Origin of the sequence: Streptomyces sp. NPDC001093 (assembly GCF_040298985.1) — a bacterium.
Classification (GTDB): Bacteria; Actinomycetota; Actinomycetes; order Streptomycetales; family Streptomycetaceae; genus Streptomyces.
The window spans coordinates 1-25,915 of sequence record NZ_JBEPBF010000090.1; the positions used below are offsets into that span (position 1 = coordinate 1).

Genomic DNA, 25,915 nt, shown 5'->3' on the forward strand with positions numbered 1-25,915 from the left:
ACCACCTCTCCGGCGGCCGCTCCGCGTGGAACGTGGTCACCTCCTGGGACGCCTTCACCGGCGAGAACTTCCGCCGCGGCGGCTTCCTGCCGCAGCAGGAGCGCTACTCCCGTGCCAAGGAGTTCCTGGCCACCGCGCACGAACTCTTCGACTCCTGGCACGGCGACGAGATCCTCGCCGACCAGGCCACCGGCACCTTCCTCCGCGACGCCCGGGCCGGCGCCTTCGTGCACCAGGGACAGCACTTCGACATCCACGGCCGGTTCAACGTCCCGCGCTCCCCGCAGGGACGCCCGGTGATCTTCCAGGCCGGCGACTCCGACGAGGGCCGCGAGTTCGCGGCGTCCGACGCGGACGCGATCTTCAGCCGCTACTCCACGCTGAAGGAGGGCCAGGCCTTCTACACCGACGTCAAGTCCCGCCTCGCCACCTACGGCCGCCGCCCCGACCAGCTCCTCATCCTGCCCGCCGCCACCTTCGTCCTCGGCGACACCGACCAGGAGGCCGCCGAGCTCGCCCGCGAGGTGCGCCGGCAGCAGGTCAGCGGCGCGACCGCCGTCAAACACCTGGAGTTCGTCTGGAACCGGGACCTGTCGGCCTACGACCCGGAGGGCCCGCTGCCCGATGTCGACCCGGTGGTGAGCGAGGACCACATCTCCCGGGGCCGTGCCCAGGTGCGGATGTACCGGGACCCGATCGCCATCGCCCGTGAGTGGCGGCAGCTCGCCGAGGCGAACCAGTGGTCCATCCGCGACCTGGTCATCAACACCGGCAACCGGCAGACCTTCGTCGGCTGCCCGGCCACGGTCGCCCAGGCCATCAACGACTTCGTCCAGGCGGATGCCGCCGACGGATTCATCCTCGTCCCGCACATCACCCCCGGCGGCCTCGACCCCTTCGCCGACCAGGTCGTACCCCTGCTCCAGGAACAGGGCGTCTTCCGCGCCGACTACGCGGGCACGACCCTGCGCGACCACCTCGGTCTCGCCCACCCCGACGCCGACGTGCACGCCTCGGCCGAGCGGGCCGCCTCGTGAACCGGCGCCCGCGCACGCCGGCGTGGCCGTGGACGTCACCTCCCCCGTAGGTGACGTCCACGGCCGCTCCCCCGGTGCCGGACTGTGGCGTATGCCGTCGGCGTGTGCTCACCAGCACATGACCGCCGTCTCTCCCGACCCCCACGTGGAGTACGGACGGACGCGGACGACATAGCGGCGGCCCCTGACGAGCCGCACCCGGACGGCGGCGTTGTCCGGCGTGCCGCCGTCGTCGTGGCCGGCGAGGAAGCGCGGCACCCCGTCGCGCTCCTCGAAGACCACGAGCACGGTGTCGGCGTCGCCGAAGGTGCCCACGGTGTAGTCGCGGGTCTCCGGCGGCTCGACGGTGAAGTCGGCCTGCTCGCCCGGCCCGAGACCGAGCGGCGCCGACCGGAACGGCACCAGCGCGGCCGGCCCCGCCGGGGCGGCGGGCGGATACCAGCGCAGCACGAACTCCTTGTCGGCCGGGGACGGCCCAGCGGACGGAGACAGCCCCCCGCGGTACTGCTCCGGCTCCAGCACCAGCCCCGGTCCGAACGGGAACGTCATCACCGACTGCGGGTCCCACACCGAGCAGCTCGCCTCGCCGGCGTCCAGCTCGCGCAGGACGTTCGTGTACGTCGTCTCCCGGCCCCAGAAGTTCGGCGGACCCGCCAGCTCGGCGTACACGGCCTCGTCGTCCCAGTGGAGCCCGGCGTACGGGCTCTGGTGCTCGTGCACCATGCCGAGCGCGTGCCCGATCTGGTGCAGGACCGTGTCGCGCTCCCCGGGCCCGGTCACGTCCCAGCCCAGGTTCATGGTGCGCTCGCTCCGGCCCACCGCCAGCGCCTCCCGGCCCACCGCCGACCAGGAACCGCCACCGGTCTGGAACCCGATCCGCAGCTCGGCCTCGCGCCGGTCGCCGACCTCGGCGAACGTGAGGCCGATCCCGAGCCCCTGCCACTCGCGGAAGCAGTCGCGGACCACGTCCTGCTGCTCCTCGCCGCCGGCCCACGGCACCCGGCGCAGCTCACCGGTGCCCGGGACCGGGATCACCGAGGCGGCGGAACCGTCGCCCACGCTGTCGAAGAAGGCGTAGTGCAGCACCGTGCCGTTGACCCACATCCGCCGCCCGGCGAGCAGCGCGCCCAGCCGCTCGGCGGTCAGCCCCGGTGCGAAGCACGGGGCCGGCTGCCGCGGGAGCGAGCAGAGGCGTCGGGTCATGCGGCCAGCATGCTCGCCTGCCGCAGCCGGGCGCCTGAGTCGGGGGCTACTCAAGTCGCCCTGTATCAAACCTGAGTACGCGCGCTCTCCATGATGTGAGGAACTACGAGCAGGACGCGAAGACGCTGGAGCTGCCCTGGCCGTTCACCGGCCGGGAGGACGAACTGGAGCTGGTGCGCGCCTCGTCGGCCGGCGGCCGGAACGGCATCGTGGTGACCGCACCGGCCGGCCACGGCAAGACCCGGCTGATCACCGAGGCGGTCCGGGGCACGGAGCACGCCCTGGTCACCGGCATGCCCCAGGCCCAGGGCCTGCCCTTCGCGGCCTTCGCCCACCTGCTGCCCGACACCGTCTCGCTGCACCGCGCGGTGCGGATCCTGTCCGGCGTACGGCTCCTGGTCGTGGACGACGCCCATCTGCTGGACGAGGCCTCCGCCGCCCTCGTCCACCAGCTCGCCGTGCATGGCCGCACCCGGCTGGTCGTGGCCGCCGTGGACGGTGTGCCCGCGCCCGGTGCGGTGTCCCGGCTGTGGACCGGTGAGCTGCTGCCCCGGCTGGCCCTGGAACCGCTGCCCTGCGAGGACGTCGCCCACCTGCTCGCCGCCGCCCGGCTGGAACCGCTCACCGTCCGCCGCCTGCACCGGATGTGCCGGGGCGACCTGCGGCTGCTGCGCGACCTGGTCGCCGCGCTCGGCACGGCCGGGCGGCTGACCCCCGTTCCGGGAACGCGGGAGCGGGCCTGGCGGGGGCCGCTGCCGGTCACCGCGGCCGTACGCGAGCGGCTCGCCCCGGTGCTGGAGCACTCCGGCCCCGGCGAGCGGGACACGCTGGAACGGCTGGCGTTCGCCGAGCCGCTGCCGTTGTCGCCGGCGCGGGAAGACCTCGACCTGGAGGTCCTGGAGCGCCTGGAGACGGACGGACTGATCCACGTCGACGACCAGGGCGGCGTCACCCTCGCCGATCCCCTGCACGGGCCGGCCCTGCGGGCCACGGCCGGCCGCCTGCGTGCCCGCCGGCTGACCAGCGCTCCGCACGACCACGGTCCGGCCCTGGAGGCCGAACGGCAGGCCCTGGCACGGCGGATCGAACGGCTCGACGTCCGGCCGGTGCCGACACCGGTGGGGGAGTGGCTGGTGGCGGAGGGCGCCGCACTCCCCGCCGGGTACGCCGCCGCCCGCGCCCGGTTCGCCCGGCTCCGGGGAGAGGTACGCGACGCCGCCGCCTGGGCTCGGGAGGGGCTGCGGGGCGCGCCGGGAGACCCGGGATGCCTTGCCGAGCTGCGGCTGGCCGACGGCGAGGCGGAGGAGGCGGTCGGTGATGATCCGTACGCCCGCTACGCCGCCGTACGCCGTGGTGAACCCGAGCGGGCCGCGGGGCGGCTGCCCGCCGGCAGTGTGTTCGAGCGGCACGCCGAAGCGCTGGCGCGGGAGGACGGGTCCGGACTGGACCGGGCCGCCGAGGGCCTGGCGGAGCGTGGGTTCCGGCTGTTCGCGGCCGAAGCGTACGCCCAGGCCGTACGGGTCCACCGGGATCCGCGGGCCGCGCGGGTGTCCCGCACCCGGGCGGTCGCGCTCGCGCGGCGGTGCCAGGGCGCGCGGACGCCCGCGCTGGCCGGACTGGTCCTCGGCGAACTGACCGCCCGGCAGCGGCAGATCGTGACGCTGGCCGCGGCGGGGCTCAGCAACCGGGAGATCGCCGAGCGGCTGACCCTGTCCGTGCGGACGGTCGGGAACCATCTGTACAGCGCGTACAGCAGGCTCGGCACGGGGGACCGGGGAGCACTGCCGTGGCTGTGCGAGTCCGCGTAGGGGCCTACGCCGCACCGAACGCCGCGAACGCCCAGCCCGTCGCCTGGTGGACCGGGTCCTCGGGCAGGGCGGCGCGGGCGTCCCGGAGCGCCTCCGCCAACGACAGTCCCGCGCCCAGGCCCTTGTGCAGGGCGAGCATCAGGGGGACCACGGCAGCGTCGTTGACCGGGGCGCTGCTCGCCACCACCCCGGCCGTGCCGAGCGGCAGCAACGCGGTGACCAGGCCGAGGAGTTCGTCGGCGCCGACGGAGGCGAGGCGGGCGGTGTCACAGCTGGAGAGGATGATCCGGTACGGGCTGCGGGTGAGCCGTTCGAAGTCGTGCACGATCAGCGGGCCGTCGGCCATGCGGAGCGCGGAGAACAGCGGGCTGTCGGCGCGGAACGTGCCGTGGGCCGCGAGGTGCGCGAGGGCCGCCCCGTCGAGGTGTTCCAGGACCCGCGGGACCTGGGCGTCGTCGCCCTCCAGGACCGTCGCCGCACCGTGGCGGGCGGCCAGTTCCGGTACCTCCGCGCCGCCGGACGCGAGACCCGGGCCGCGCACCAGCACATGCCGGCCGCCCGGCGGCGGCTCGGTCTCGCGGGCCCGCAGCCAGCTGCCCGCCGACGGGGACACACTGAGCACCCTCTCGCGCAGCGCGGGCAGCAGCGCCCACGGCACCCGGTGCAGCGCCCCCGGCGGCACGACCACCACCGGGCCCGGGCCCAGATGCGGTACGGCCCCGCCCAGCAGCAGTTCCTGCAGGCGCAGGCCCGCGGCCTCCACCAGCGGCAGCCGGGCCTCGGCGCCGGGATGGGCGAGGCGCCGCAGCCCGGCCTGGACGTACTCGGCCTCGGCCACCGCCTCGGCCAGCGGGCCGCCGGTGAACCGCCGTACCCGGCCCTGTCCGCACAGCAGGACGTGCACCCGCCCGTCGACCACGGCGAGTTCCACCAGGCGCGCCTCGCCGAGCCGGTCCAGCAGCCGGGCCGCGTCGAAGCGGTCGCCCTCGTGCGGGGCGGAGCCGCGTATGTGGTGGGTGCGGGAGCGGATCTCCCGTTCCAGACGCCGCTGTTCGCGCTCCAGCGCGGGCACCGGACGGCCCTCCATCCGGGCCTCCTCGGCGCGGGCCGCGATCTCCCGGTAGGCGGTCAGGCCGCTGAGCAGCGCCGGGTCGGCGGGCGGCCGGGTGGGCGGCGCGGACAGCACCGTCGCCCGCCAGCGCTCGCTCCACTGCAGCAGCCGGCGCGGCGAGCCCTGCGCGAGACTCACCTCCTGGGCCAGCGCGGCCAGTTCGGCGCCCTGCGCGGTGGCGTGCGCCCGCAGCTCCGAGGCACCGAGCGTCATCCGGTGGTCGTCCAGCACGTCCAGGCCGCGCCGGCAGGCCTCCAGCACGCCCCGCCGGGACCCGGCCGCGCGCGCCCGGAGCGCCTGTGCCGCCCAGCCCGTCACCCGCGCCGGCGGCGGGCCGCCGTACCGGCTGCGCGCGGCCACCGCCAGATGCCGTTCGGCGTCGGCGGTCCAGCCCAGCGCGAGCGCGATCCGGCCCGCGAGCAGGGAGGCCTCCGGCGCGGCGGGCGACCCGAAGGAGGCCAGCTTCCCGGCGACCGCCGCCGCGTCCGCCACCAGCCGTCCCGAGCGGCGCCCGGCCGCCACCCGGGCCTCGATCAGCACCAGCCGGGCATGCTGCTCCCACCACATCCGGCGCTGTGCCGCGAACAGCCGTACGGCGACCGCGGCGCGGGCCACGGCGGTGTGCGCGTCCCCGGCCGAGCGGGCGGCCCGCGCGGCGGCCAGCAGCAGCTCGGCCTTGCGGGTGGACTGCCCGCCGATCCGGTCCAGCAGCGCTGTCGTCGCGTCGGCCTCGGCCAGCGCCTCCGGGGCGAGCCCGGCCGCCATCAGCACCTCGCAGCGCCGCAGGGACAGCATGTAGGTGGGCGTGCCGAGTTTGGCGTACCGCTCCTCGGCCTCGTCCAGCAGCCGCAGGGCCGCCGGGATGTCCCCGGACCGGAACGCGGCCAGACCCCGGCTCTCCACCGCGTCGGCCTTGTCGTGCTCCTGGCCGGTGGTGTCCCACAGCCGCTCCGCCGCCGTGAAGTCCGCGACCGCCCGGTCCACCGCGCCGAGCGCCAGATGCACGGTGGCCCGCAGGGTCAGCGCCCGCGCGGTCCAGATGTCGTCGCCGAGCTGCCGCAGCACCGGCAGCGCCCGCCGTACGTCCTCCAGCGCCTCCCGGTGATGCCCCAGCACCCACCACACGTACGCCCGCCGGTACAGCACCCGGGCCCGGGTGTGCCCGCTGCCCCGGGAGACCCCGCGCTCGAAGGAGGTGAGCCCCTGCCGCGTGCGCCCCGCGTGCACCAGTGCGACCCCGAGCGTGGCGAGCACATCCGCCTCGCGGTCGGCCGACTCGGCGCGCGCGGCCAGGTCCCGGGCCCGGCGCAGATGCCTGAGCGCGATCCGCAGATCCCCGAAGTCCCGCTGCCAGATGCCCAGCACCTGGTGGGCGACGCTGGCGTGCAGCGGCGGCGGACCGGCCCCCAGCACCTGTTCCGCGCGTGCCCGGGCCTCGCCCGGGTCGGCGAAAACCAGGGGCAGCAGTTCGAGAACCGACTCGCTTCCCGCCGTCACGTCTCGCATGGTAGTGGCCTGCTGTATCAGACGGTGGCCCCGCGACTCTCACTGTCGAACACCGTCTTCAGGGGGAGGACAGGTCATGGCTCCACAGCGGTTCCACGAACAGTTCGAGCACATCCAGCGCTCCATGCCGGACGTGTCCCTGGCCATGGGGCCGGGGGAGGACGCCCATTTCCTCTACGAGAAGGGCGTCGTCCTGGCCCGGGACGGCGAGGAGGCGATGGTCGTCGAGGACGCCGTGCGCGCCCACTTCACCGCGACCGAGGGCCTGGACCCCGCGCACGTCCGGCGGGACGGCCCGGAGACCAACCGCACCGGCGTCACCCGCATCCGCACCGGCGCCCCGGGTTCCGGCGACGACACCGTCCCGCACGCGCTGCGCGCCCTGCGGGAGGCCGAGGACCGCCGCGGCCGCCGGCTGGTGAGCCGTAACCACGTGATGCACATCGCGGTCAACGCCTGCCCCGCCGACGAGCCGGCGCCCGTCGCGCGCACCCGACAGGCCAACCCGGCCGCCGCCGACGGGCGTTACGACGCGGACAGCGCCGTCGGCGTCCTCGTGATCGACACCGGCCTGGTGCACGACCACCGCTCCTACCCGCTGCTCGCCCACACCACGGGCGACGCCCAGACGGCCGAGACCGGTGCCGACGGGGTGCTGCGCCAGTACGTCGGCCACGGCACGTTCATCGCCGGGATCCTCGCGGCCGTCGCGCCCAACACCGCGATCACCGTCCGCGGAACCCTGAACGACGCCGGGGCGATCCTGGAGTCCGAGTTCGGCGCCCGGCTCTTCGAGGCGGTCGACCAGGGCGGCTGGCCCGACATCATCAGCCTCTCCGCCGGCACCACGACCGAGGGCGGCGACGGACTGATCGGGCTGGACGCGTTCATGCGCGAACTGCGCGAGCAGCGCACCCTGCTGGTGGCCGCCGCCGGCAACAACGCCGGCGACACGCCGTTCTGGCCCGCGGCCTACGCCGCGCTGCCCGAGTACGCCGACAGCGTGCTGTCGGTCGGCGCACTGCGCGCCGACGGCGACGGCGCGGCCTGCTTCAGCAACCACGGCCCCTGGGTGCGGGTCCACGCCCCCGGCGAGCGCCTCACCAGCGCCCTCACCGGCTTCGACACCCCCGTGCCGTACGTCTACCAGCACTCCACCTACGACGCCTGCCGGTACGGCTTCGACTACCCGTGCACCTGCCAGTTCCCGCGCCACACCGGCGTGTTGAGCGAGGGCCGGGAGAGCACCGGGGCCAAGCCGGACCAGGTGATGTTCGACGGCCTCGCGCAGTGGAGCGGCACCTCCTTCGCCACGCCGGTCGCCGCGGGCCTCGTCGCCGCCCGGATGACGGCGCACGGGGAGCGCGACCCGCGCACCGCGCTCACCCGGCTGCTCGCGGCCACGACGGACACCGCCGAGGTGCGCGGGGCGCTCGTCCCGGCGCTCCGCCCGGCCACCTGGCGCCCGGTCCCGGTCGTGGCCCCGGCCGTGCCCGCATGAGGTGCGGAACGCTCCACTCCACGGCGTACGATGACGTGCCGTACACGAGGGGTGGAGCCGTGGACCGAACAGAGGTCGGCGCGCTCGTCCGGTCCGCCGTCGACGGGGACGCCGCGGCCTGGAAGGCGCTGGTGGAAGGGATGAGTCCGCTGGTGTGGTCGGTCGTGCGCGCACACCGGCTCTCCGACGCCGACGGGCACGAGGTCTACCAGACCGTGTGGTTCCGCTTCGCCCAGCACCTGGGCCGGATCCGCGAACCCGACAAGACGGGTTCCTGGCTGGCCAGTACGGCCCGCCACGAGTGCCTGAAAGTGCTCAGGAGCCTGACCCGGCTGACCCTGACGGACGATCCGCTGGTGCTGGACCGGGCCAGCGACGACCGGACCCCGGAGGAGTCGCTGATCGATTCGGAGGAGGCGGCGGACCGGGCCGAGCGGGTACGCCGCCTGTGGCAGGAGCTGGACGGAATGGGGGAGCGCTGCCGGCAGCTGCTGCGCGTGCTGGTGGCCTCCCCGCCGCCCAGCTACGGTGAGATCTCGGCCGCGCTCGGTATCGCGGTCGGCAGTATCGGACCACTGCGCCAGCGCTGTCTGCGCCGGCTGCGGGCCCGGATGAACGCACGGGGTGCGGCGTGAACAACGACCATCGGTTCCCGGAACCGGGCGGGACGGACGAGGAGTTGGCGGACTCCCTGCTGGAGGAGGAACTGCGCCAGGCGGCCGCCGTCCTCGACCCCGTCCCGGACGCCCTGCTCCAACTCGCCCTGGATGCCTACGCGTTCCACGACCTGGACGCGAGGATCGCCGAGCTGACCTTCGACTCGCTCGTGGACGCGCTGCCGGTCAGGGGCGTGACGGACGCCCCCCGGATGCTGACGTTCAGCGCGGGCGAGGTCACCGTCGACGTCGAGGTCACCGAGGACGGGCTGATCGGCCAGGTGCTGCCGCCGCAGTCCGCGCGCATCGAGGTGCTCGGCGGCCCGCAGACCGCCCGCCCGGTCACGGCCGACACCCTCGGCCGCTTCACCAGCGACACACCACCCGCCGGCCCGTTCGCCCTCAGGCTGCGGACCGGCGCGGAGGTGATCGTCACGGAGTGGCTGCGGGCGTGATCCGGCTCAGGACGTCACACGGACCAGGTCACGGGCAGCGTCCTCGGCCCGCGGATCATCGTCCGGTGCCGCCAGCGCACCTCCTCGGCCGGCACCGCGAGCCGCAGGCCGGGCAGCCGGTCCAGCAGGGTGTCCACCAGCAGCTCGGTCTGCAGCCGGGCCAGCAGCGTGCCGGTGCAGAAGTGCGGGCCGTTGCCGAAGGCCACGTGCGGGTTGGGTTCGCGGTCGGGGTCGATGCGGTCCGGGTCCGGGAAGACGGCCGGGTCGCGGTTGGCGGCGAGGTAGGAGACGTAGACCGGCTCGCCCGCGGTGATCCGGTGGCCGGCGATCTCCACGTCCTCCAGCGCGATCCGGGCGAGCCCGACCGAGTTGCGGTGCGGGATCCACCGGAAGAGCTCGTCCAGCACGGCGCCACGGGCCTCGGGCCGCGCGCGCATCCGCTCCATCAGCTCCGGCCGGGTCAGCATCAGGTACAGCATCTGGCCGCAGTTGTGTGTGACGGCCTCGCCGCCGATCTGCAGCGGGCCGGCCAGCCCGACGGCCTCCTGTTCGCTGATCTCCCCGCGCGCCACGGCCCCGCCCAGCATCGAGTAGACGTCCTCGCCGGGGCTGTGGGCCCGGGCCCGGACGGTCGTGGTGATCCACCCGTACAGGCCCTCCTTGGCCCGGCCGGCCGCCTCGGCACCGTTGGTGGAGATGATCTCCCGGGTCCAGGCGTGCACCTGCGCCCGGTCTGCGGCGGGTACGCCCATCACCTCGCTGACGACGGTGAGCGGGAACGGCTCCAGCACCCGCGCGATCAGATCGGCCGGCGGCCCGTCCCGTACGACGCCGTCCACCAGCGCGTCCAGGATCTCCTGCGCGCGGGGCCGCAGCCGCTTCATGGCGCTCACCGTGAAGGCGCCGGCGACCGGCTTGCGCAGCCGGTTGTGGTCGGGCTGGTCGGCCCAGGCCAGCGAGCCCGGGCGGGGCGCGAAGTTCGGCGCCATCCGGGTCACCTGACGGCGGGTCACCTCGCTGCGGCTGAACCGCGGGTCGTTGGTGATCAGCTTCACGTCGTCGTGGCGGGTCGCCAGCCACGCCCAGCCCTCGCCGAACGGCAGCCGGATCCGGGTCAGCGGACCCTCGCGCATCAGGCCGGCGAGGACCGGGTCGAAGTCGGTTCCGTCCAGGTCGGGGGTGGGCCAGTCCCGTACGGGCGGCGGGGCGTGGCCGGTGAGCGTCGTCTCCTCGGTCATGCGCACCACCTTGGTACGGGGAGTGGTGGCTGTCCTGTCGGAGTGGTCCAGGTGGAGGGCTTTGCGCCCACGGGGGTGCCGCTCTGTGCCGCCGGGCGTGCGCAGCGCCGATTGCGGCTGGTCGCGCCCACGCGGCGGAGCCGCACCTTGACACAACCCGCGGCCCTTCGGGGCGCTCAGGCTGCGTCGACCAGCGCGGCCAGTGCTGTGGCCAGGCGGTCGAGGCCCTGCCCGGCCGGTCCGCCCGGCTCCGCCATATAGGTGTCTCGCCGTATCTCCACCATCAGGGCGCCGACCCGGGCGTCGGTGCCGTAGAACTCCAGCGGTACGTACGTTCCGGCGAAGGGGCTGTCCAGCCCGATCCCCCCGCAGTCCGCGAACGCCGTGCGGGCCGCCTCGGTCAGCTCCGGCGGGGTGTGGAAGGCGTCCGTCCCCAGACACACCGGCGGACGCGGCCCGGTGCCGTGCAGCTCGTAGGGGAGGGGCTCGGTCGGGTAGGAGTGCACGTCGATCACCACGGCCCGCCCGGTCGCCGCCAGCCGTCCGGCGACCGCCTCGGTCATGGCCCGCGCGTACGGCCGGAAGTACCGCTCCAGCAGCGGCTCCGGGTCGGTGTCCGCGGGCCGTAGTCCGCTCCGGTGCGTGGTCCGGGTGTACACGGCGCCCATGCCGGCGGCCGTCATCTCCTCGCGCTCGTCCGGGAACCGCTCCGGGTCCACGACCAGCCGCGACAGCTGGTTCACGAACCGCCAGGGCGTGACGGTGGCCAGAGCGGCGGCCGCCCCGGCGAGCTCGGCCGTGTGCGCGTCCGTGATGTGGTCCAACTCCCGCTCCAGCGCGGCGTCGTCCAGCACGATCCCCCGGCGCACGTCCTCGGGAATCGCCCGCGCCGAGTGCGGCACGTGCAGCAGGACGGGGGAGGCGGGGGCACCGGGGAGGAGTTCGAAGGAGGACACAGGTGGCTCCGGGGGTGTTGTCAGTGGCGTGGTGCAGCATCAAGGTGCCACAGCGGTGACGCGTCAGGGACGGCGGGAGCCGGACAAGGGGAGGGCGATCCGGCTCGCCCTGGGCGAGCGGGACGCGGACGTGCAGGAGCTGACCGTGCCCCCCGACTGGTGAGTGAGCCCCGGCAACTCCACGCCCGGGGCGCCTGCTTGCCCCGCCACCCTGCACATGCCTCCGCCCCGGCCGGTGTTGCTGCCGGCCGGGGCGGAGGGGCACTCATGAGGGCGGTTCGGGCGCCGCAGGCACTGGCGCCGCAGGCGTCAGCTCAGGGACGCCAGCGCCTCGTTCCAGGTGGCCGACGGGCGCATGACCGCGTCCGCCTTGGCCTTGTCGACCTGGTAGTAGCCGCCGATGTCGGCCGGCTTGCCCTGGACGGCGATCAGCTCGTCCACGATCTTCTGCTCGTTCGCGGCGAGGGTCTCGGCGAGCGGAGCGAAGGCCTTGGCCAGGTCGGCGTCGTCGGTCTGCCGGGCCAGCTCCTGCGCCCAGTACAGGGACAGGTAGAAGTGGCTGCCGCGGTTGTCGATGCCGCCGACGCGCCGGGTCGGGGACTTGTCCTCGTTGAGGAAGGTCGCCGTGGCGCGGTCGAGGGTGTCGGCGAGGACCTTGGCGCGGGCGTTGCCGGTGACCGCCGCGTACTGCTCGAAGGAGGGGACCAGCGCGAAGAACTCACCGAGGGAGTCCCAGCGGAGGTAGTTCTCCTTGACCAGCTGCTGGACGTGCTTCGGCGCGGAGCCGCCGGCGCCGGTCTCGAACAGGCCGCCGCCCGCCATCAGCGGGACGACCGACAGCATCTTGGCGCTGGTGCCCAGCTCCAGGATGGGGAAGAGGTCGGTCAGGTAGTCACGCAGGACGTTGCCCGTCACGGAGATGGTGTTCTCGCCGCGGCGGATGCGCTCCACCGACAGCTTGGTGGCCTCGACCGGGGACAGGATCCTGATGTCCAGGCCCTCGGTGTCGTGCTCCGGCAGGTACTGCTTGACCTTGGCGATGAGCTGCGCGTCGTGGGCGCGGTTCTCGTCCAGCCAGAACACCGCCGGGTCGCCGGTGGCGCGAGCGCGGGTGACGGCCAGCTTGACCCAGTCGCGGATCGGGGCGTCCTTGGTCTGGCAGGCGCGGAAGATGTCGCCCTGCGCGACCGGCTGCTCGATGAGCACGGTGCCGGCCTGGTCGACCAGGCGGACGGTACCCGCGGCCGGGACCTCGAAGGTCTTGTCGTGGGAGCCGTACTCCTCGGCCTTCTGCGCCATCAGGCCGACGTTCGGGACCGAGCCCATGGTGGACGGGTCGTAGGCGCCGTTGGCCCGGCAGTCCTCGATGACGGCCTGGTAGACACCGGCGTAGGAGGAGTCCGGGATGACGGCGAGGGTGTCGGCCTCCTGGCCGTCCGGGCCCCACATGTGGCCGGAGGTGCGGATCATCGCCGGCATGGAGGCGTCGACGATGACGTCCGAGGGGACGTGCAGGTTGGTGATGCCCTTGTCGGAGTCGACCATCGCCAGGGCCGGGCCCTCGGCGATCTCGGCGTCGAAGGAGGCCTTGATCTCGGCGCCCTCGGGCAGGTTCTCCAGGCCCTTGAGGATGCCGCCGAGGCCGTCGTTCGGGGTGAGGCCGGCCGCCTTGAGGGTCTCGCCGTACTTCGCGAACGTCTTCGGGAAGAAGGCGCGCACCACGTGACCGAAGATGATCGGGTCGGAGACCTTCATCATCGTGGCCTTCAGGTGCACGGAGAACAGGACGCCCTCCTGCTTGGCGCGGGCGACCTGCGCGGCGAGGAACTGCTCCAGCTCGGCCACGTGCATGACGGAGGCGTCGACGACCTCGTCCTTGAGCACCGGGACGGACTCGCGCAGCACGGTGGTGGTGCCGTCCTCGCCGACCAGCTCGATCTTCAGCGCGCCGTCCTCGGCGATGACGACGGACTTCTCGGTGGAGCGGAAGTCGTTCTCGCCCATGGTCGTCACATTGGTCTTGGACTCGGGGGTCCAGGCGCCCATGCGGTGGGGGTGGGTCTTGGCGTAGTTCTTCACCGAGGCCGGGGCGCGGCGGTCGGAGTTGCCCTCACGCAGGACCGGGTTGACCGCGGAGCCCTTGACCTTGTCGTAGCGGGCGCGGATCTCGCGCTCCTCGTCGGTCTTCGGGTCGTCCGGGTAGTCCGGCAGCGCGTAGCCCTTGCCCTGCAGCTCGGCGACGGCGGCGCGCAGCTGCGGGATGGACGCCGAGATGTTCGGCAGCTTGACGATGTTGGCGGCGGGCGTCTTGGCCAGGTCACCCAGCTCGGCCAGCGCGTCCGGGATGCGCTGGTCCTCGTTCAGGTACTCCGGGAAGTGGGCGATGATGCGTCCGGCCAGCGAGATGTCCCGGGTGGTCACGGGCACACCGGCCTGCGAGGCGTACGCCTGGATCACCGGCAGGAACGAATGCGTCGCCAGGGCCGGGGCCTCGTCTGTGTAGGTGTAGATGATGGTCGAGTCAGTCACCGGGTGCTCCGCTCCACGTCTGCAACATTGCTCGACATCAAGATATCTCGTGATCGGGATCCGTTCGACAGGGGTCCCGGCCGGAAAGGTGCCGCGCCGGTGCAACCGGCAGCCGCCCTCAGTGGTCATGACAAACGATCACCACCGACCACGGTGATCGTCAACGACCGGCGGCCGGACCGACCACCCGGCCGCCCGAGCGGAGGCGGACCATGAGATATCGCAGCAGAGTGACGGCCCCGGCGGCCGCCCTGATCGGTACGGCCACGGCGCTGACCGTCGGCTCCCCGGCGCGGGCGGCCGGCACCGTGAGGCGAACGGGGGAGCCGGGCCCCGAGACCCTCGGCGACCCTGTCTTCCCCACCCTCGGCAACGACGGCTACGGCGTGTCGTCGTACCACCTCGACCTCGCCTACGACCCCACGACCCAGCGGGTGGATTCCACCGCCACCCTGCGGATCCACACCACCGGCGCGCTGACGCGGTTCTCCCTCGACGCGCTCGGCCTGGACATACGCTCCGTGTCCGTCTGCGGCCGGACGGCCGACTGGGAGCAGGCGGACGAGAAACTGCGGATCACCCCCGCCGGGCCGCTCCCGGCGGACGCGGCGGCCACCGTCTGCGTCACCTACTCCGCCGATCCACACCGCACCCTCGCGCACACGGCCTGGGTGCCCACCCCGGACGGCTTCGCGATCTGCCCGCAGCCGAACTCCGCGCACACCGTCTTCCCGTGCAACGACCACCCGTCGGACAAGGCCCGTTTCACCTTCCGCCTCACCGTCCCGGACGGGCTCCGCGCGGTGGCGAACGGCCTCCTCACCGGCACGGAGAGCCTCGACGGCGGCCTGACCGCGTACACCTACGAGTCCCGGGAACCGATGGCCACCGAGCTGGTGCAGATCACGGTCGGGGACTACGTCGTCAAGGACCGCCAGGGCCCGCACGGGCTGCCGCTGCGCGACGTCGTCCCGACCGCCCGCGCCGCCGCTCTCGAACCGGCGCTCGCGCTGACCCCCGGGCTGGTGGACTGGATCGAGCAGCGGCTCGGGGCGTTCCCCTTCGAGACGTACGGGCTGCTGCCGTGCAACTCCGACGACCCGAAGGCCTTCGACTTCACCGGCCTGGAGACCCAGACCCTCACCCTGTACAAGCCGAACTTCCTGCTCCAGGAGGAGAAGAAGATCGGCTCGCACATGATGCACGAGCTGGTCCACTCCTGGTTCGGCAACCTGGTCAGCCCCGCCACCTGGGCCGACCTGTGGCTGAACGAGGGCCACGCCGACTACTACGGGCTGCTCTACCGCTACGAGCGCGGCTGGACCGACTCGCTCGGCTACAGCACCTTCGAGGACCGTATGAAGTACACCTACGGCCTCGGCGACCAGTGGCGGCACGACTCCGGCCCGGTCGCCGCCCCGAACGCCGTCAACCTCTTCGACAGCCAGCGCTACACGGGCGGCGTCCTGGTCCTGTACGCGCTGCGGCAGGTCGTCGGCGAGGACGTCTTCCACGCCGTCGAGCGCGGCTTCCTGGACCGGTACCGGAACTCCTCGGCGTCGACGGAGGACTACATCACCGTCGCCTCGGAGGTCTCCGGCCAGGACCTGACGGGCTTCCTGCGGGACTGGCTGTACGGCACGAAGACCCCGCGCATGCCGGGCCACCCCGACTGGACCGTGACCCCGGTGAGCTCGTCCCTCATGGCCCCGCACAGCAGGCGCGGCGGCCACTGGCACGAGAACTCGGCCACGCTCTGATCAGCCCCGGCGGGCGGGGCCGGGACCGCTCCCTGCCCCGCCCGCCATCTCCCGCCCGATCCACCGGCAGATCACCTCGACCACGTACACGTGCTCGGCACGGGTCAGCTCCCGCCCCCTGGGAATGCCGTGCCAGCGCTCCAGGCAGCCCCGGCAGCAGGTGGCGGTCGCGTGCTGCGCGACGAAGACCGGATGGCCGCGGTACGGCGTCTGCTTGCCGTCCTTGTACGGCTCGGCGGGCGCCAGCCGCTTCGCGATCAGGTCGTAGGCGTGCCACCGGATCGTCGCCGGTCCTTTGAGCTCGGCGGTCGCCCGGTCCCGTCCGCGCAGGTGGAACCGCGCCCGGAACGGCTGGAGCGCGAGCGCGTCCAGCCGCTGGTCCAGGGAAGAGGGGTCCGGCGAGGTGGTCATGCTGCCGCGAGCGTACGTCGTCTCGACGCGGCTCAGCCCAGCAGCAGGCGCTTCTGGGCTTGGAACTCCTCCTCCGTCAGGACACCCTGGGCCTTCAGATCGGCCAGCTGCTTGAGCTGGTTGATCCTCTCGGTCATCGCGTCGGGGGCCGCGGCCGGCGGTGCGGCGGGAGCGGACGGCGCCGCCTGTTGCGGTTGCGCGTACTGCGGCTGTGCGTACTGCTGCTGCTCGTACGGTTGTTGCTGCCGTTCGTAGTCCTGCTGCGCCCAGCGGCCGGCCTGCCGCCGCGAGACGCGGTTGGACACGGCGGTGGCGGTTCCGGCGACCACGGCTGTGCGGGCGACGCCGCGAAGCAGTCCGGGCATGTTCGGTCATCTCCCAAGGGGATCAGTGCGGGATCGGTGCGGGATCAGTGCGGGAGCGGCGCGGTGCCGGTTCAGGCTGCCGTGGAGCCGCCGGGCGGCACCGTCTCCTCCGTGGCGTCCAGCGCCGCCAGCAGCGCCTGCACCGGGATACGGCCGCTCGCGACGAGCTGGGCCCCGCTGCGCCTGAGCGCGGCGGCCAGGGGAGCGGCCCACAGGTTCTCGTACACCAGCACCGCGGCCGAGTTGCCCGGCTCCAGCGCGTTGGCCGCCTCGTCCAGGTCACTCTGGTCGAGCACGCCCGCCGACGCTCCCTCGAAGATCGTCAGATCCGTTTCCTCGCCGAGGTCCTTCATCTCCAGACCGACGACGGAACCGTCGGTCTCCTTGCGGACGAAGGCCAGGTCGATGATCCGGACGATGCCGCGGTCGACGAGATCGACCAGCAGCGGGAACGCCTCCCCCGTCATCCGGTTGCCGGGGAACTCGATGACCAGGTAGTCGACGGGCCCCATCTCTTCGACGCTGTCCATGACCTCTCCTCGAGACGCATGGGAATCGGTATCCAGTCCAACACGCGGCGCCAGGGCTCGCATATTTCAGGGGGCGTCGGCTGGTGGGCAGCGGATCACCGGACGACTCCGGAGTGCCGCGGGGGGCGCGGCCCCCCACCCTGGACGCAGCGAAAGGAGCGAGGTCATGCCGACCGTCGGGGTGCCGTCAGCAGGCGGGGACCGGGCGTGCCCGCAGAGTTTCCCCCTGGGACCCTGATGGCGACGGCAGGACGTGCGCACAGGCTGATCGCCCGGGCGAAATCGGTGCATCAGCGGGCGGAGAGCCGGTTCCCCGTCGTCACGCATGTCGCGGACCGCATGGTGTCCGTGAACATCTTCGATTCCGGTACGCGCATCGCGGCGCAGTCCTTCCTGACCGCGGTCCCGCTGCTGTTCGTCGTCGCGGCGTACGCTCCGGCGGCGGTGCGCCGTGAGCTGGTCGCGTCGGTGACAGCGGTCTTCGGACTGACGGGTGCGGCGCGTGCCCAGCTGGAGCAGGTGCTCCAGCCCACGTCCGACGACCTGAAGCAGACCACCGGCGTGGTGGGCGTACTGATGGTGCTGCTGTCCGCCACCGCCGTCAGCCGGGCGATGCAACGTCTGTGCAAGCGAGCCTGGGAGATCCCGCGCACCGGGACTCGAATCGCCGCCTGGCGGTGGCTGGCCTGGCTGGTTCTGTGGATCGGTGTCCTGGTGCTCCAGGGCCCGTTGCGTGACGGCTTCGGAGCCGGTGCCTGGCTCGGCATCCCCCTCACCTGGGTCAGCCAGGTGGGCCTGTGGTGGTGGACCCAGCATCTGCTGCTCGGTGGCAAGGTCGGCTGGAAGCCCCTGCTGCCGGGTGCTCTGATCACGGCGACCGTCCTCACCACGCTGGCGGTGACCGCGCGCGTGTACATGCCGCGGGCCCTCGACCGCGCCCTCGCCAGTTACGGTTCCGTGGGGTCCGTGTTCGTGCTCCTGTCCTGGCTGATCGTGGTCTGCGTCGCCACGGCCGTCGCCGTCAGCGTGGGCGCCGTACTGGCACAGGAGCCCTTCCTGGCGGCACGCCTCGGCAGCCCGCCCCCGCTGCGCGACCGTGAGCGCGCGGCAGGTGAAGGCGCGCCGGGGCAGGGGCCTGGTTAGCCCGTCCGGACCGCCCGGCGCGCGGAGCGTCCGCGGGGCTGAGGCAATGGTGCTGTCCAGGTAACCACCACGCCGGAGGGTCCATGACCACGCCGCCCGACCCGCAGTCACCGGAGCCGGATCCGCACCGGACGACTGAGGCACACGGGCCGGACCGGGCCGGTGCGAACTCGCCGGGCGGCGCAGGGGATTGGGGCGCGAATCCACCGGGCGGCGAGGCGGACCGGCCGGCCCGGGACGCGCGTCGGCCCGACCCTGCCCCGGATCCGCCGGACCACCTGGGCACGAGCGGCGGCGAGCAGCCGAGCTCGAACGGTGGTGCCCAGGCGGGCCCGCCCGGCGGTGGTCAGGTGGGTCCGTCTGGTGGTGGGCGGGGACTGTCGCCTGGTGGTCCGGTGAGTCCGTCCGGTGGTGGGCACGGGGAGCCGCCTGGCGGTGGTGGGCAGGGAAAGCCGTCCGGCGGAGGTCCGGTGGGCCCGTCCGGTGGTGGTCAAGGGGGCTCCTCTGGCGGTGGGCAGGAGAAGCTGCCCGGGGGTCCGTTGGCAGGCCCGCCGGGTGGTGGTCAGGGGGGCTCCTCTGGCGGTGGTCAGGGGAAGCTGCCCGGGGGTCCGTTGGCAGGCCCGCCGGGTGGTGGTCAGGCGGGTCCCTCCGGCGGTGGGCAAGGGCAGCCGCCCGGCGGTGGTGGGCAGGGAACGCCGTCCGGCGGAGGTCCGGTGGGCCCCTCCGGCGGTGGTCCGGTGGGCCGGTCCGGTGGTGGTCAGGCGGGTCCCTCCGGCGGTGGTCAGGCGGGCCCCTCCGGCGGTGGTCAGGCGGGCCCCTCCGGTGGTGGGCACGGGCAGCCGCCTGGCGGTGGTGGGCAGGGAGAGCCCCCTGGGGGTCTTCCGACGGGCCCGCCCGGTGGTGGTCAGGTGGGGCCGCCCGGTGGCCGCTCCGCGGGTTCCGGGTCCGTCGCGGGTCGGATGGCGCGGAACACCGCCTCCGCCGTGCTCATCGTGCTGACCTGCATCCTCGTACCCGTCGCGCTCCTGGCCACCTGGGTGCACGACATCGCGCTCGACACCGACCGCTATGTGGCCACGGTCGCGCCCCTGGCCACCGAACCCGCGGTCCAGGACGCGGCGGTCCGCCGGATCACCGAGGCGGTCGGCACTCACGTGGACGGCAAGCGGGTCGCCGGGGACATCGCCTCCTGGCTGCAGTCCCAGGGTCTGCCGCCGATCGCCGCCGACGCGGTCAGCCGGCTCGGACCGCAGATCGACTCCGCCGTGGACTCGGCCGTGACCAAGATCGCCACCCGCGTCGTCCACAGCAACGCGTTCGCGACGGTGTGGCGCGAAGCCAACCGCGGCGCCCACAACGCCGTCGTGCACGCCCTGACCGGCAAGGGACGCGGCGCGTTCGGGGTCAGCGACGGCACGGTCACCCTGGACGTGGGCACGGCCGTCGACCGGGTCAAGAAGGAACTGGTCGACGCGGGCCTGAAACCCGCCGAGAAGATCCCGCAGGTGAACAAGCAGCTGGTGCTGTTCCACTCCGACGAGCTCGCCAAGTTCCGCAAGGGCGCGCGCCTCCTCGACATCGTCGGGAACTGGTTCCCGGTGATCGTCGTCCTCCTCGGTGTCGCAGGGGTGTTCCTGGCCCACCACCGGCGCCGGGCCCTGGCACGCACCGCGCTGGGCGCCGCCTTCGCCTGCCTGGTCGTGGCCATCGGCCTGGTCGTGGCGCGGACCTACTACCTCGACCACCTGCCGCCCCAGGTGCAGTCCAGGGCTGCCGCCGGAGCAGTCTTCGACACCCTTCTCCGCTTCCTGCGGGTCAGCCTGCGTACGGCCGTCGTCCTCGGCGTGGTCGTCGCGCTGGGTGCCTATTTCGTCGGGCCGGGACGGCTGCCCGTGGCCGTCCGGGGCTACTCCGACCACACGGCGGACTCCGCGGCGCGCTGGGCGGCCGCCCATCACGTCGGCGCCGGGCGGGTCGGCGCGTGGGCGCTGGCCTACCGCCGGGCCGTCACGCTCCTCGTCCTGCTGATCATCGCGCTCGTCTTCGCGCTCTGGAACCATCCGACGGTGCTCACCGTCCTGCTGCTGGTCCTCGTACTGCTCGGCGTCCTGGCGGTGCTCGCCCTGCTGGCGGCCGCCGGGCGCGTGCAGTTGAACGCGACGCGCGGGGAGCCGCGGCCGGCCGGGGACGAGCACTGACCGGGGCATTTCACGGAGCCGGGCCGCGCGCGCCTCCGGTCCGAGGAACCTGACCTGCACTGCGGGGACGTGTGGGGCGTGGGGGCGTGGAGGTGTGGGGGTGGGCCGAGCGGCCCGGTCCGACCTGCGCCGGGGCCGGAAAACTGGGATCCTGATCGAGTGGAGCCCGCTCCGCAGGCCCGACGACAGGGCGGTGACCCTGTGACCACGCGGCAGAAGAACCCGAGGCGATCGGCCGTCACACACGTCGATCCGCTGGGCGAACCCTTTCTCCGGACCCGGTTCGCCCTGCCGGCCACGCCGGCCGTGTTCGTGCGCCGTCCGCGGCTCGCCGAACACCTCGACCAGGCCTTCGGAACACCGCTGACGATGGTCAACGGCTCGGCCGGCGCGGGCAAGACCCTGCTGGTCGCGGACTGGGCCGCCCGGCTCCGGCAACCAGTGGCCTGGTTCACCACCGAGGCGGAGGACCAGGGCTGCGGAGTGTTCTGGGCGTATGTGCTCGAGGCCCTGCGTGCCGCCGGAGTACCGCTGCCGTCCGACATCGGCTGCCCCGGCGACGCGAGCCGCGTGGACCACGGGCTGCTGTCCCGTCTCGCGCACGAACTGAGCGGGCTGGAGCGGCCCGTCCTCCTCGTGCTGGACGAGTTCGACCGGGTGACCTCCGCACGGATCGCGGAACAGCTGGAGTTCGTCCTGCACCACGCCGGGCGGGGGCTGCGCCTGGTTGTCGTCACCCGCACCGAGCCGCTGCTGCCGCTGCACCGCTACCGGGCTGCCGGGGCCATGACCGAGATCCGGGGCGCCGAGCTGGCCTTCACCGTCGAGGAGGCCGCCGCGCTCCTGGAGCTGCACGGACTGCGCCTGCCCACGGCGGCCGTCCGCGCGCTGGTGGAACGCACCGGGGGCTGGGCCGCCGGGCTGCGCCTGTGCGCCCTGGCCGCCCGGCAGAGCCCGGACCCGGCGGCGTATCTGCGGGACTTCGAGGCGGGCCGGAGCACGATCGCCGACTTCCTGCTCACCGAGGTGCTGAAGCGGCAGCCGGCCCGGGTGCAGGACCTCCTGCTGAGAGTCAGTGTCGTGGAGCGCTTCTCCCCCGAGCTGGTCGCGGAGCTGACCGGCCGCGGCGGTGCCGAGCCGATCCTCGCCGCACTGCACAGCCAGAACGCGTTCGTGGAGGACCTCGGGCACTCGTGGTACCGCCTGCACCCCCTCTTCGGTGAAATACTCCGGGCCCACCTGCGGTTCCGTTCGCCCGGGCTCGAGACCGAACTGCACCGTCGTGCCGCGCAGTGGCTGCACGCCTCCGGAGCCCTGCCCGAGGCGCTGGCGCACGGCGCGGCCGCCGGCGACTGGAACTTCACCACCCGGACCCTCGTCGACGACCTGGCCATCGGCCGGCTCTTCACCGGCCTGCGCGCGAACGACCTCGTCGAGCTGTTCTCCCGGATGGGCCCCGAGGCCACGAGCGCGGCGGCGGACCTGGTGCGCGCCGCGCGCGAGCTGTCCCGGGGCGATGTGGAACGCGGCCTGGTCCAGCTGCGCCGGGCCGAGGAGCGCCTGGCCGCGCAGCCGGACGCCGCGGCCCGGCTGAGCCTGGTGCTGCTGCAGTCCCTGGCGGCCCGGCTGACCGGCTCGCCCGGCATGGCCGAGCAGGCCGCGACGACGGCGGAGCGGCTGTGGGGCGAGGTCTCCGCCGAGTTGCTGGACACACACCCCGAGTTCAGCGCCCTGCTGCTGACCCATGTGGGCGCGGCCCGGCTGTGGGCCGGGCGTTTCGACGACGCCCGCGCCGCCCTGTCCGCCGTGGCCGGATGCCCCGGCGGCGTCGCGACGACGCTGCCGCGCGAGGACTCCCTCGGCCAGCTCGCGCTGATCGACTACCTGAACGGCTGGCTCTGCCGGGCGGAGCGCAAGGCCCGGGCGGCCCTGAGGGAGACGGAGCGGTTCGGCCTGCGCGACCCCGGCTTCCCCGGCGCGGGCCTCGGGCAGCTGGTGCTGGCGGCCGTGGCCGTCGACCGCGACGAACTGCCCGAGGCACAGGCCCTGCTGGACGAGGCGGCGGCCTCGGGCGCCCCGCGCGATCCGGTGACGGCCGCCGGCCGGGCCCTCGCGACCTCCCGGCTGCTGCTGTCGCGGGGGGAGCCACGGGCCGCCGCGGCGGCGGCCGACCTCGATGTGCCGGCCCTGGTGAACTCGCCCTGGGCGGAGGCCCAGAGGGCGCTGGTCGCCTCCGCCGCCCATCTGGCCGAGGGCCGCACGGAAAGCGCCCTGAAGGTGCTCGACGACGTCTCCTGCGACGGTGAGCCCCCGTGGGCGGCGGAGCTGGCCTGGGCGAGGTTCGCCGCGGGGAACCAGGAAGGCGCGCTCGGCCTGCTCGACCACATGCGGACGCAACGGTGCACCGGCCCGAGGGCGGCCGTGCGGTGCGCGCTGGTGCGTGCCGGGGCCGCCCAGGAGACGGACGTCGCCGCCGCTCGCAAACTGTTCGCCGGTGCCCTGCTGCAGGCCCGGCGGGAGCGGCTGCGGCGCCCCTTCCTCGAAGCCGGACCGCGCATCCGGCATCTGCTGGACTCACCGCCTCTGCAGGATCTGGCCGCGGGCTGGCTCACCTTGGGCCACCCCGCCCCGCCCAGCGGCCCGGGAGCGGCCGCGGACGGCTCGTCCCTGGTCGTCGAGGAGCTGAGCGGACGCGAGCGCGAGGTCGTGGGCAGGCTGGCCGACCTGATGTCCACGGAGGAGATCGCCGCCGACCTGTACGTCTCGGTCAACACGGTGAAGACCCACCTCAAGAGCGCCTACCGGAAACTCGGGGTGAACGGGCGCGCCGAGGCGGTGCGCCGCGCCCGCGACCACGGGCTGATCTGACCTCCGGCCGGGTGGTTCGCCCGTGACGGGTGAGGCGCCGAGGCGGCGGTCCCCGCTGCGATGAAGACGGCGGCCGGGCAGGCCGGGGCGGTCGTCACGGGACCGCGCGAGCGGCCGGGAGCACCCGGGCGAGGTGGTGGACACCGTGGGACATTGGCGCGCTCTGATGGTGCTCGGGACAGCCCAGTTCCTGATGGTCCTGGACACGTCCGTCATGAACGTCTCCATCAGCCGGCTGGTCGAGGACTTTCACACCGAGGTCACCGCCATCCAGGCCGTCATCACGCTGTACGCGCTGGTCATGGCCGCGTTCATGATCATCGGCGGCAGGCTCGGCGACATCCACGGCCGCCGTCGGCTGTTCCTGCTCGGCCTGGTCGTCTACGGCACCGGTTCGGCCCTCACCGCGCTGGCGCCCACCCTGTGGGTGCTCACCCTGGGCTGGTCGGTGATCGAGGGGCTCGGCGCCGCGATGGTGCTGCCCGCCATGGCGGCCCTGGTCGCCGAGTCCTACCGGGGCAGGGACCGGGCCGTCGCCTACGGTGTGATCGGCGGACTGGCGGGCGCCGGTATCGCCGTGGGCCCGCTGCTGGGCGGCTGGGTGACGACGTACCTGACCTGGCGGCTGGTCTTCGCGGGCGAGGTCGTCGTCGTCCTCGTCATCCTGCTGTGCCATCGGGTCATCAAGGAGGCCGCGCGGACCGGACCGCCGCCCCGGCTGGACGTGGTCGGCGCGGTCCTCTCGGCGGGCGGACTCGGGCTCGGCGTGCTCGGCGTGCTGCAGAGCAGCACCTGGGGCTGGGTCAAGCCGCGCAACCCGCCCTTCACCGTCCTCGGCTTCGCGCCCACCCTCTTCGTCGTCGCCGCCGGGGTGGCCGTACTGGCCCTGTTCGCGCACTGGGACCGCGGGCGGGAGGCCGCGGGCGCCGACCCCCTGGTGCACCTGTCGCTGTTCGGCGTGCCGCCCCTGCGCTCCGGCCTGCTCACCCTGCTGAGCCAGAACCTGATCCTGCTGGGACTGTTCTTCACCATTCCGCTGTACCTGCAGGTGGTGCAGGGCTTCGACGCCTTCCAGACCGGACTCAGGCTGCTTCCGGTGTCCGTCACCATGCTCGTCACCTCCCTCGGCGCCGCGCGGGCCGGCCGCGCCATGGGGCCGCGCCGGGTGGTGCGGATCGGCCTGCTCACGCTGGCGGCGGCCATCGTCTGGCTGCTCGCCACCATCGAACCGAAGATCGACAACGCTCAGTTCGCCGGCGCCATGGCGGTGCTCGGCATCGGCATGGGGCTGCTCGCCTCCCAGCTGGGCAACGTCGTCCAGTCCAGCGTCGGCGAGGCGGAACGCAGCGAGGTCGGCGGCCTGCAGTTCACGGCGCAGAACCTGGGCTCGGCGCTGGGTACCGCGCTCATCGGTTCGGTCCTCATCGGCGCGCTGGTGCACGCGTTCACCACGGAGGTGGAGAGCAACCCCCGGCTGTCGGCCCAGACCCGGCAGCAGACCGGCGTCCACCTGGAGGCCGGGGTCAGCTTCGTGCCCACCGACCAGGTGCGCTCGGCCGCCCAGCACGCCGGACTGCCGCCGTCCGAGGTCGACGCCCTCACCGGCTCGTACGCCTCGGCACAGCTCTACGGCCTGAAGTCGGCGATCCTCGCCACCGGCGGCATCACCCTGGCGAGCTTCCTCGTCACCCGGCACCTGCCGACCGCGCCGTCCCGCCGTCCACAGCCGTCGCAGGGCGGCGCACCGGCCGGCGCCACCGGCGCCACGGAGTGAGCGGGAAGGCCACGGCGATGTCCTCGACCGGCCGCACCACAGCCCGGGAACGCCGCACCGAGCGCCGCGCCCACGCCGACTACACGGGTGCGGTGTACGGATCGATGCTGGCGGCGTCGGTGGTGATCGGCGCCGGTGGCCTGGGACAGTTCCCCCGTCTGCAACTGGTGATGCTGCTGTTGCTCACCGGCCTCGTCTTCTGGGTCGGCCACGTCCACGCCCAGCTGTTCGGGGCCCGTCTCGCGCAACGGGCACTGGACCGGCCGACGGTCCTGCGGGTGTGCCGAGAGGAGTGGCCGATCGTCGAGGCGGCCGTCCCGCCCGCCCTCGCCATCGCCGTCAGCCCGCTGCTCGGCCTGGACGTCGGCGGCGCGGCCTGGCTGGCGGTCGCCGTCGCGGTGGCAGGCCAGGTGGGCTGGTCCGCGGCCGGCGCACGGCAGGCCGGAGCGTCGTGGCGGCTGGTGGCGGGCACCGCCGCGGTCAATCTGCTGCTCGGCCTGGCGATCATCACCTTCAAGATCGCGCTGAGCCACTGAAGCCCGGCCCCCGGTCACCTGCGCCGGGTGAGGCCCGGCGCGGCCGGGCGGAGCAGGATCGCAGCAAGTCCGCAGGCAGACCGCAGCGGCCCGCGGCGGGAGTACGGCCCATGCGCTACGAGATCCGCGTCGATGGACACATGTCGGAGACCCTCACCAAGGCCTTCCCGGAGCTGGATCACGTGAAGATGTCCGGTCAGACGGTGCTGTTCGGTCCCGTCGTCGACGAGGCGCACCTGTACGGGCTGCTGAACCGCTGCCAGTCCCTGGGCCTGCGGGTCGTGGAGATGCGGCAAGTACCGGAGTGACCGCCACCCGGCGTACGGTCAC

20 protein-coding genes are annotated in these 25,915 nt (G+C 73.7%); 12 read left to right on the top strand and 8 right to left on the bottom strand.

What is annotated here, in order from left to right:
• On the top strand, window positions 1-1,037 hold a 1,037-nt coding region (locus ABT288_RS33570), incomplete at its 5' end, for an NtaA/DmoA family FMN-dependent monooxygenase (RefSeq protein ID WP_351615941.1).
• Between the two features lie 108 nt (window positions 1,038-1,145).
• Here the strand turns inward: ABT288_RS33570 and absR1 are convergent.
• Window positions 1,146-2,240 (bottom strand): beta-glucuronidase AbsR1, encoded by a 1,095-nt coding sequence (absR1, locus tag ABT288_RS33575; protein ID WP_351615944.1) that lies wholly within the window; start codon window positions 2,238-2,240, stop codon window positions 1,146-1,148.
• A gap of 95 nt (window positions 2,241-2,335) precedes the next feature.
• On the opposite strand from absR1, the gene ABT288_RS33580 reads away from it, so the two are divergent.
• Window positions 2,336-4,048, top strand: a complete 1,713-nt coding sequence (locus ABT288_RS33580) for a LuxR family transcriptional regulator AbsR2 (protein ID WP_351615947.1) — start codon at window positions 2,336-2,338, stop codon at window positions 4,046-4,048.
• Window positions 4,049-4,052: 4 nt separating this feature from the next.
• Here the strand turns inward: ABT288_RS33580 and ABT288_RS33585 are convergent, their stop codons facing one another.
• Window positions 4,053-6,656: a CHAT domain-containing protein gene (locus tag ABT288_RS33585; RefSeq protein ID WP_451337193.1), complete on the bottom strand. Its 2,604-nt coding sequence runs from the start codon at window positions 6,654-6,656 to the stop codon at window positions 4,053-4,055.
• A gap of 85 nt (window positions 6,657-6,741) precedes the next feature.
• Between ABT288_RS33585 and ABT288_RS33590 the strand changes: the two genes are divergently transcribed.
• Genes ABT288_RS33590 through ABT288_RS33600 form a run of 3 tightly spaced genes read left to right on the top strand, consistent with a single transcriptional unit; the run spans window position 6,742 to window position 9,277 of the window.
• Entirely contained in the window at window positions 6,742-8,166 is a 1,425-nt protein-coding gene (locus tag ABT288_RS33590; protein ID WP_351615953.1) for a S8 family peptidase, read from the top strand.
• A complete protein-coding gene (locus ABT288_RS33595) occupies window positions 8,163-8,801 on the top strand; it encodes an RNA polymerase sigma factor (RefSeq protein ID WP_351615956.1) in 639 nt (212 codons plus the stop codon). The genes ABT288_RS33590 and ABT288_RS33595 overlap by 4 nt, the downstream gene beginning before the upstream one ends.
• A complete protein-coding gene (locus tag ABT288_RS33600; RefSeq protein ID WP_351615959.1) occupies window positions 8,798-9,277 on the top strand; it encodes a hypothetical protein in 480 nt (159 codons plus the stop codon). Before ABT288_RS33595 ends, ABT288_RS33600 begins: the two co-directional genes overlap by 4 nt.
• Before the next feature lie 14 nt (window positions 9,278-9,291).
• On the opposite strand, the gene ABT288_RS33605 is transcribed toward ABT288_RS33600, so the two are convergent.
• The 3 genes from ABT288_RS33605 to ABT288_RS33615 all read right to left on the bottom strand — a co-directional run bounded on the left by ABT288_RS33605 (window position 9,292) and on the right by ABT288_RS33615 (window position 14,000).
• Window positions 9,292-10,515 (bottom strand): cytochrome P450, encoded by a 1,224-nt coding sequence (locus tag ABT288_RS33605; protein ID WP_351615962.1) that lies wholly within the window; start codon window positions 10,513-10,515, stop codon window positions 9,292-9,294.
• Window positions 10,516-10,691: 176 nt separating this feature from the next.
• The gene (locus ABT288_RS33610; RefSeq protein WP_351615965.1) at window positions 10,692-11,471 is read right to left on the bottom strand and encodes an N-formylglutamate amidohydrolase; all 780 of its coding nucleotides are present in this window, start codon (window positions 11,469-11,471) and stop codon (window positions 10,692-10,694) included.
• Window positions 11,472-11,780: 309 nt separating this feature from the next.
• Window positions 11,781-14,000: an NADP-dependent isocitrate dehydrogenase gene (locus ABT288_RS33615; RefSeq protein WP_351615968.1), complete on the bottom strand. Its 2,220-nt coding sequence runs from the start codon at window positions 13,998-14,000 to the stop codon at window positions 11,781-11,783.
• A 212-nt stretch (window positions 14,001-14,212) separates the two neighbouring features.
• Here ABT288_RS33615 and ABT288_RS33620 point away from each other — a divergent pair, with 212 nt between their 5' ends.
• Window positions 14,213-15,760: a M1 family metallopeptidase gene (locus tag ABT288_RS33620; protein ID WP_351615971.1), complete on the top strand. Its 1,548-nt coding sequence runs from the start codon at window positions 14,213-14,215 to the stop codon at window positions 15,758-15,760.
• Here the strand turns inward: ABT288_RS33620 and ABT288_RS33625 are convergent, their stop codons facing one another.
• From ABT288_RS33625 to ABT288_RS33635, 3 genes are all read right to left on the bottom strand, one after another.
• Entirely contained in the window at window positions 15,761-16,171 is a 411-nt protein-coding gene (locus ABT288_RS33625) for a DUF4186 domain-containing protein (RefSeq protein ID WP_351615973.1), read from the bottom strand.
• A gap of 32 nt (window positions 16,172-16,203) precedes the next feature.
• Window positions 16,204-16,536: an SHOCT domain-containing protein gene (locus tag ABT288_RS33630; RefSeq protein ID WP_351615976.1), complete on the bottom strand. Its 333-nt coding sequence runs from the start codon at window positions 16,534-16,536 to the stop codon at window positions 16,204-16,206.
• A gap of 71 nt (window positions 16,537-16,607) precedes the next feature.
• Complete coding sequence (locus tag ABT288_RS33635) at window positions 16,608-17,066, bottom strand: DUF6325 family protein (protein WP_351615978.1); 459 nt, start codon at window positions 17,064-17,066, stop codon at window positions 16,608-16,610.
• Window positions 17,067-17,303: 237 nt separating this feature from the next.
• Between ABT288_RS33635 and ABT288_RS33640 the strand changes: the two genes are divergently transcribed.
• The 6 genes from ABT288_RS33640 (at window position 17,304) to ABT288_RS33665 (ending at window position 25,893) form a co-directional block, all read left to right on the top strand.
• Window positions 17,304-18,209, top strand: coding sequence for a YhjD/YihY/BrkB family envelope integrity protein (locus ABT288_RS33640; RefSeq protein ID WP_351615979.1), 906 nt, complete (start codon window positions 17,304-17,306; stop codon window positions 18,207-18,209).
• 959 nt (window positions 18,210-19,168) lie between these two features.
• Window positions 19,169-20,407, top strand: a complete 1,239-nt coding sequence (locus ABT288_RS33645; protein ID WP_351615982.1) for a hypothetical protein — start codon at window positions 19,169-19,171, stop codon at window positions 20,405-20,407.
• Between the two features lie 201 nt (window positions 20,408-20,608).
• Complete coding sequence (locus ABT288_RS33650; RefSeq protein ID WP_351615985.1) at window positions 20,609-23,275, top strand: winged helix-turn-helix domain-containing protein; 2,667 nt, start codon at window positions 20,609-20,611, stop codon at window positions 23,273-23,275.
• 145 nt (window positions 23,276-23,420) lie between these two features.
• Window positions 23,421-25,049: an MFS transporter gene (locus tag ABT288_RS33655; protein WP_351615987.1), complete on the top strand. Its 1,629-nt coding sequence runs from the start codon at window positions 23,421-23,423 to the stop codon at window positions 25,047-25,049.
• 17 nt (window positions 25,050-25,066) lie between these two features.
• Window positions 25,067-25,585: a hypothetical protein gene (locus ABT288_RS33660; protein ID WP_351615990.1), complete on the top strand. Its 519-nt coding sequence runs from the start codon at window positions 25,067-25,069 to the stop codon at window positions 25,583-25,585.
• Window positions 25,586-25,695: 110 nt separating this feature from the next.
• Window positions 25,696-25,893, top strand: a complete 198-nt coding sequence (locus ABT288_RS33665; RefSeq protein WP_351615993.1) for a DUF8691 family protein — start codon at window positions 25,696-25,698, stop codon at window positions 25,891-25,893.
• The last annotated feature ends 22 nt before the right edge of the window (window positions 25,894-25,915 follow it).

Coding starts and splice junctions, on each gene's coding strand:
- ABT288_RS33640 (WP_351615979.1), top strand. CDS start 17,304: ATGGCGACGGCAGGACGTGCGCACAGGCTGATCGCCCGGGCGAAATCG.
- ABT288_RS33620 (WP_351615971.1), top strand. CDS start 14,213: ATGAGATATCGCAGCAGAGTGACGGCCCCGGCGGCCGCCCTGATCGGT.
- ABT288_RS33590 (WP_351615953.1), top strand. CDS start 6,742: ATGGCTCCACAGCGGTTCCACGAACAGTTCGAGCACATCCAGCGCTCC.
- ABT288_RS33605 (WP_351615962.1), bottom strand. CDS start 10,515: ATGACCGAGGAGACGACGCTCACCGGCCACGCCCCGCCGCCCGTACGG.
- ABT288_RS33595 (WP_351615956.1), top strand. CDS start 8,163: ATGAGGTGCGGAACGCTCCACTCCACGGCGTACGATGACGTGCCGTAC.
- absR1 (WP_351615944.1), bottom strand. CDS start 2,240: ATGACCCGACGCCTCTGCTCGCTCCCGCGGCAGCCGGCCCCGTGCTTC.
- ABT288_RS33630 (WP_351615976.1), bottom strand. CDS start 16,536: ATGCCCGGACTGCTTCGCGGCGTCGCCCGCACAGCCGTGGTCGCCGGA.
- ABT288_RS33635 (WP_351615978.1), bottom strand. CDS start 17,066: ATGGACAGCGTCGAAGAGATGGGGCCCGTCGACTACCTGGTCATCGAG.
- ABT288_RS33645 (WP_351615982.1), top strand. CDS start 19,169: ATGGCGCGGAACACCGCCTCCGCCGTGCTCATCGTGCTGACCTGCATC.
- ABT288_RS33665 (WP_351615993.1), top strand. CDS start 25,696: ATGCGCTACGAGATCCGCGTCGATGGACACATGTCGGAGACCCTCACC.
- ABT288_RS33660 (WP_351615990.1), top strand. CDS start 25,067: ATGTCCTCGACCGGCCGCACCACAGCCCGGGAACGCCGCACCGAGCGC.
- ABT288_RS33625 (WP_351615973.1), bottom strand. CDS start 16,171: ATGACCACCTCGCCGGACCCCTCTTCCCTGGACCAGCGGCTGGACGCG.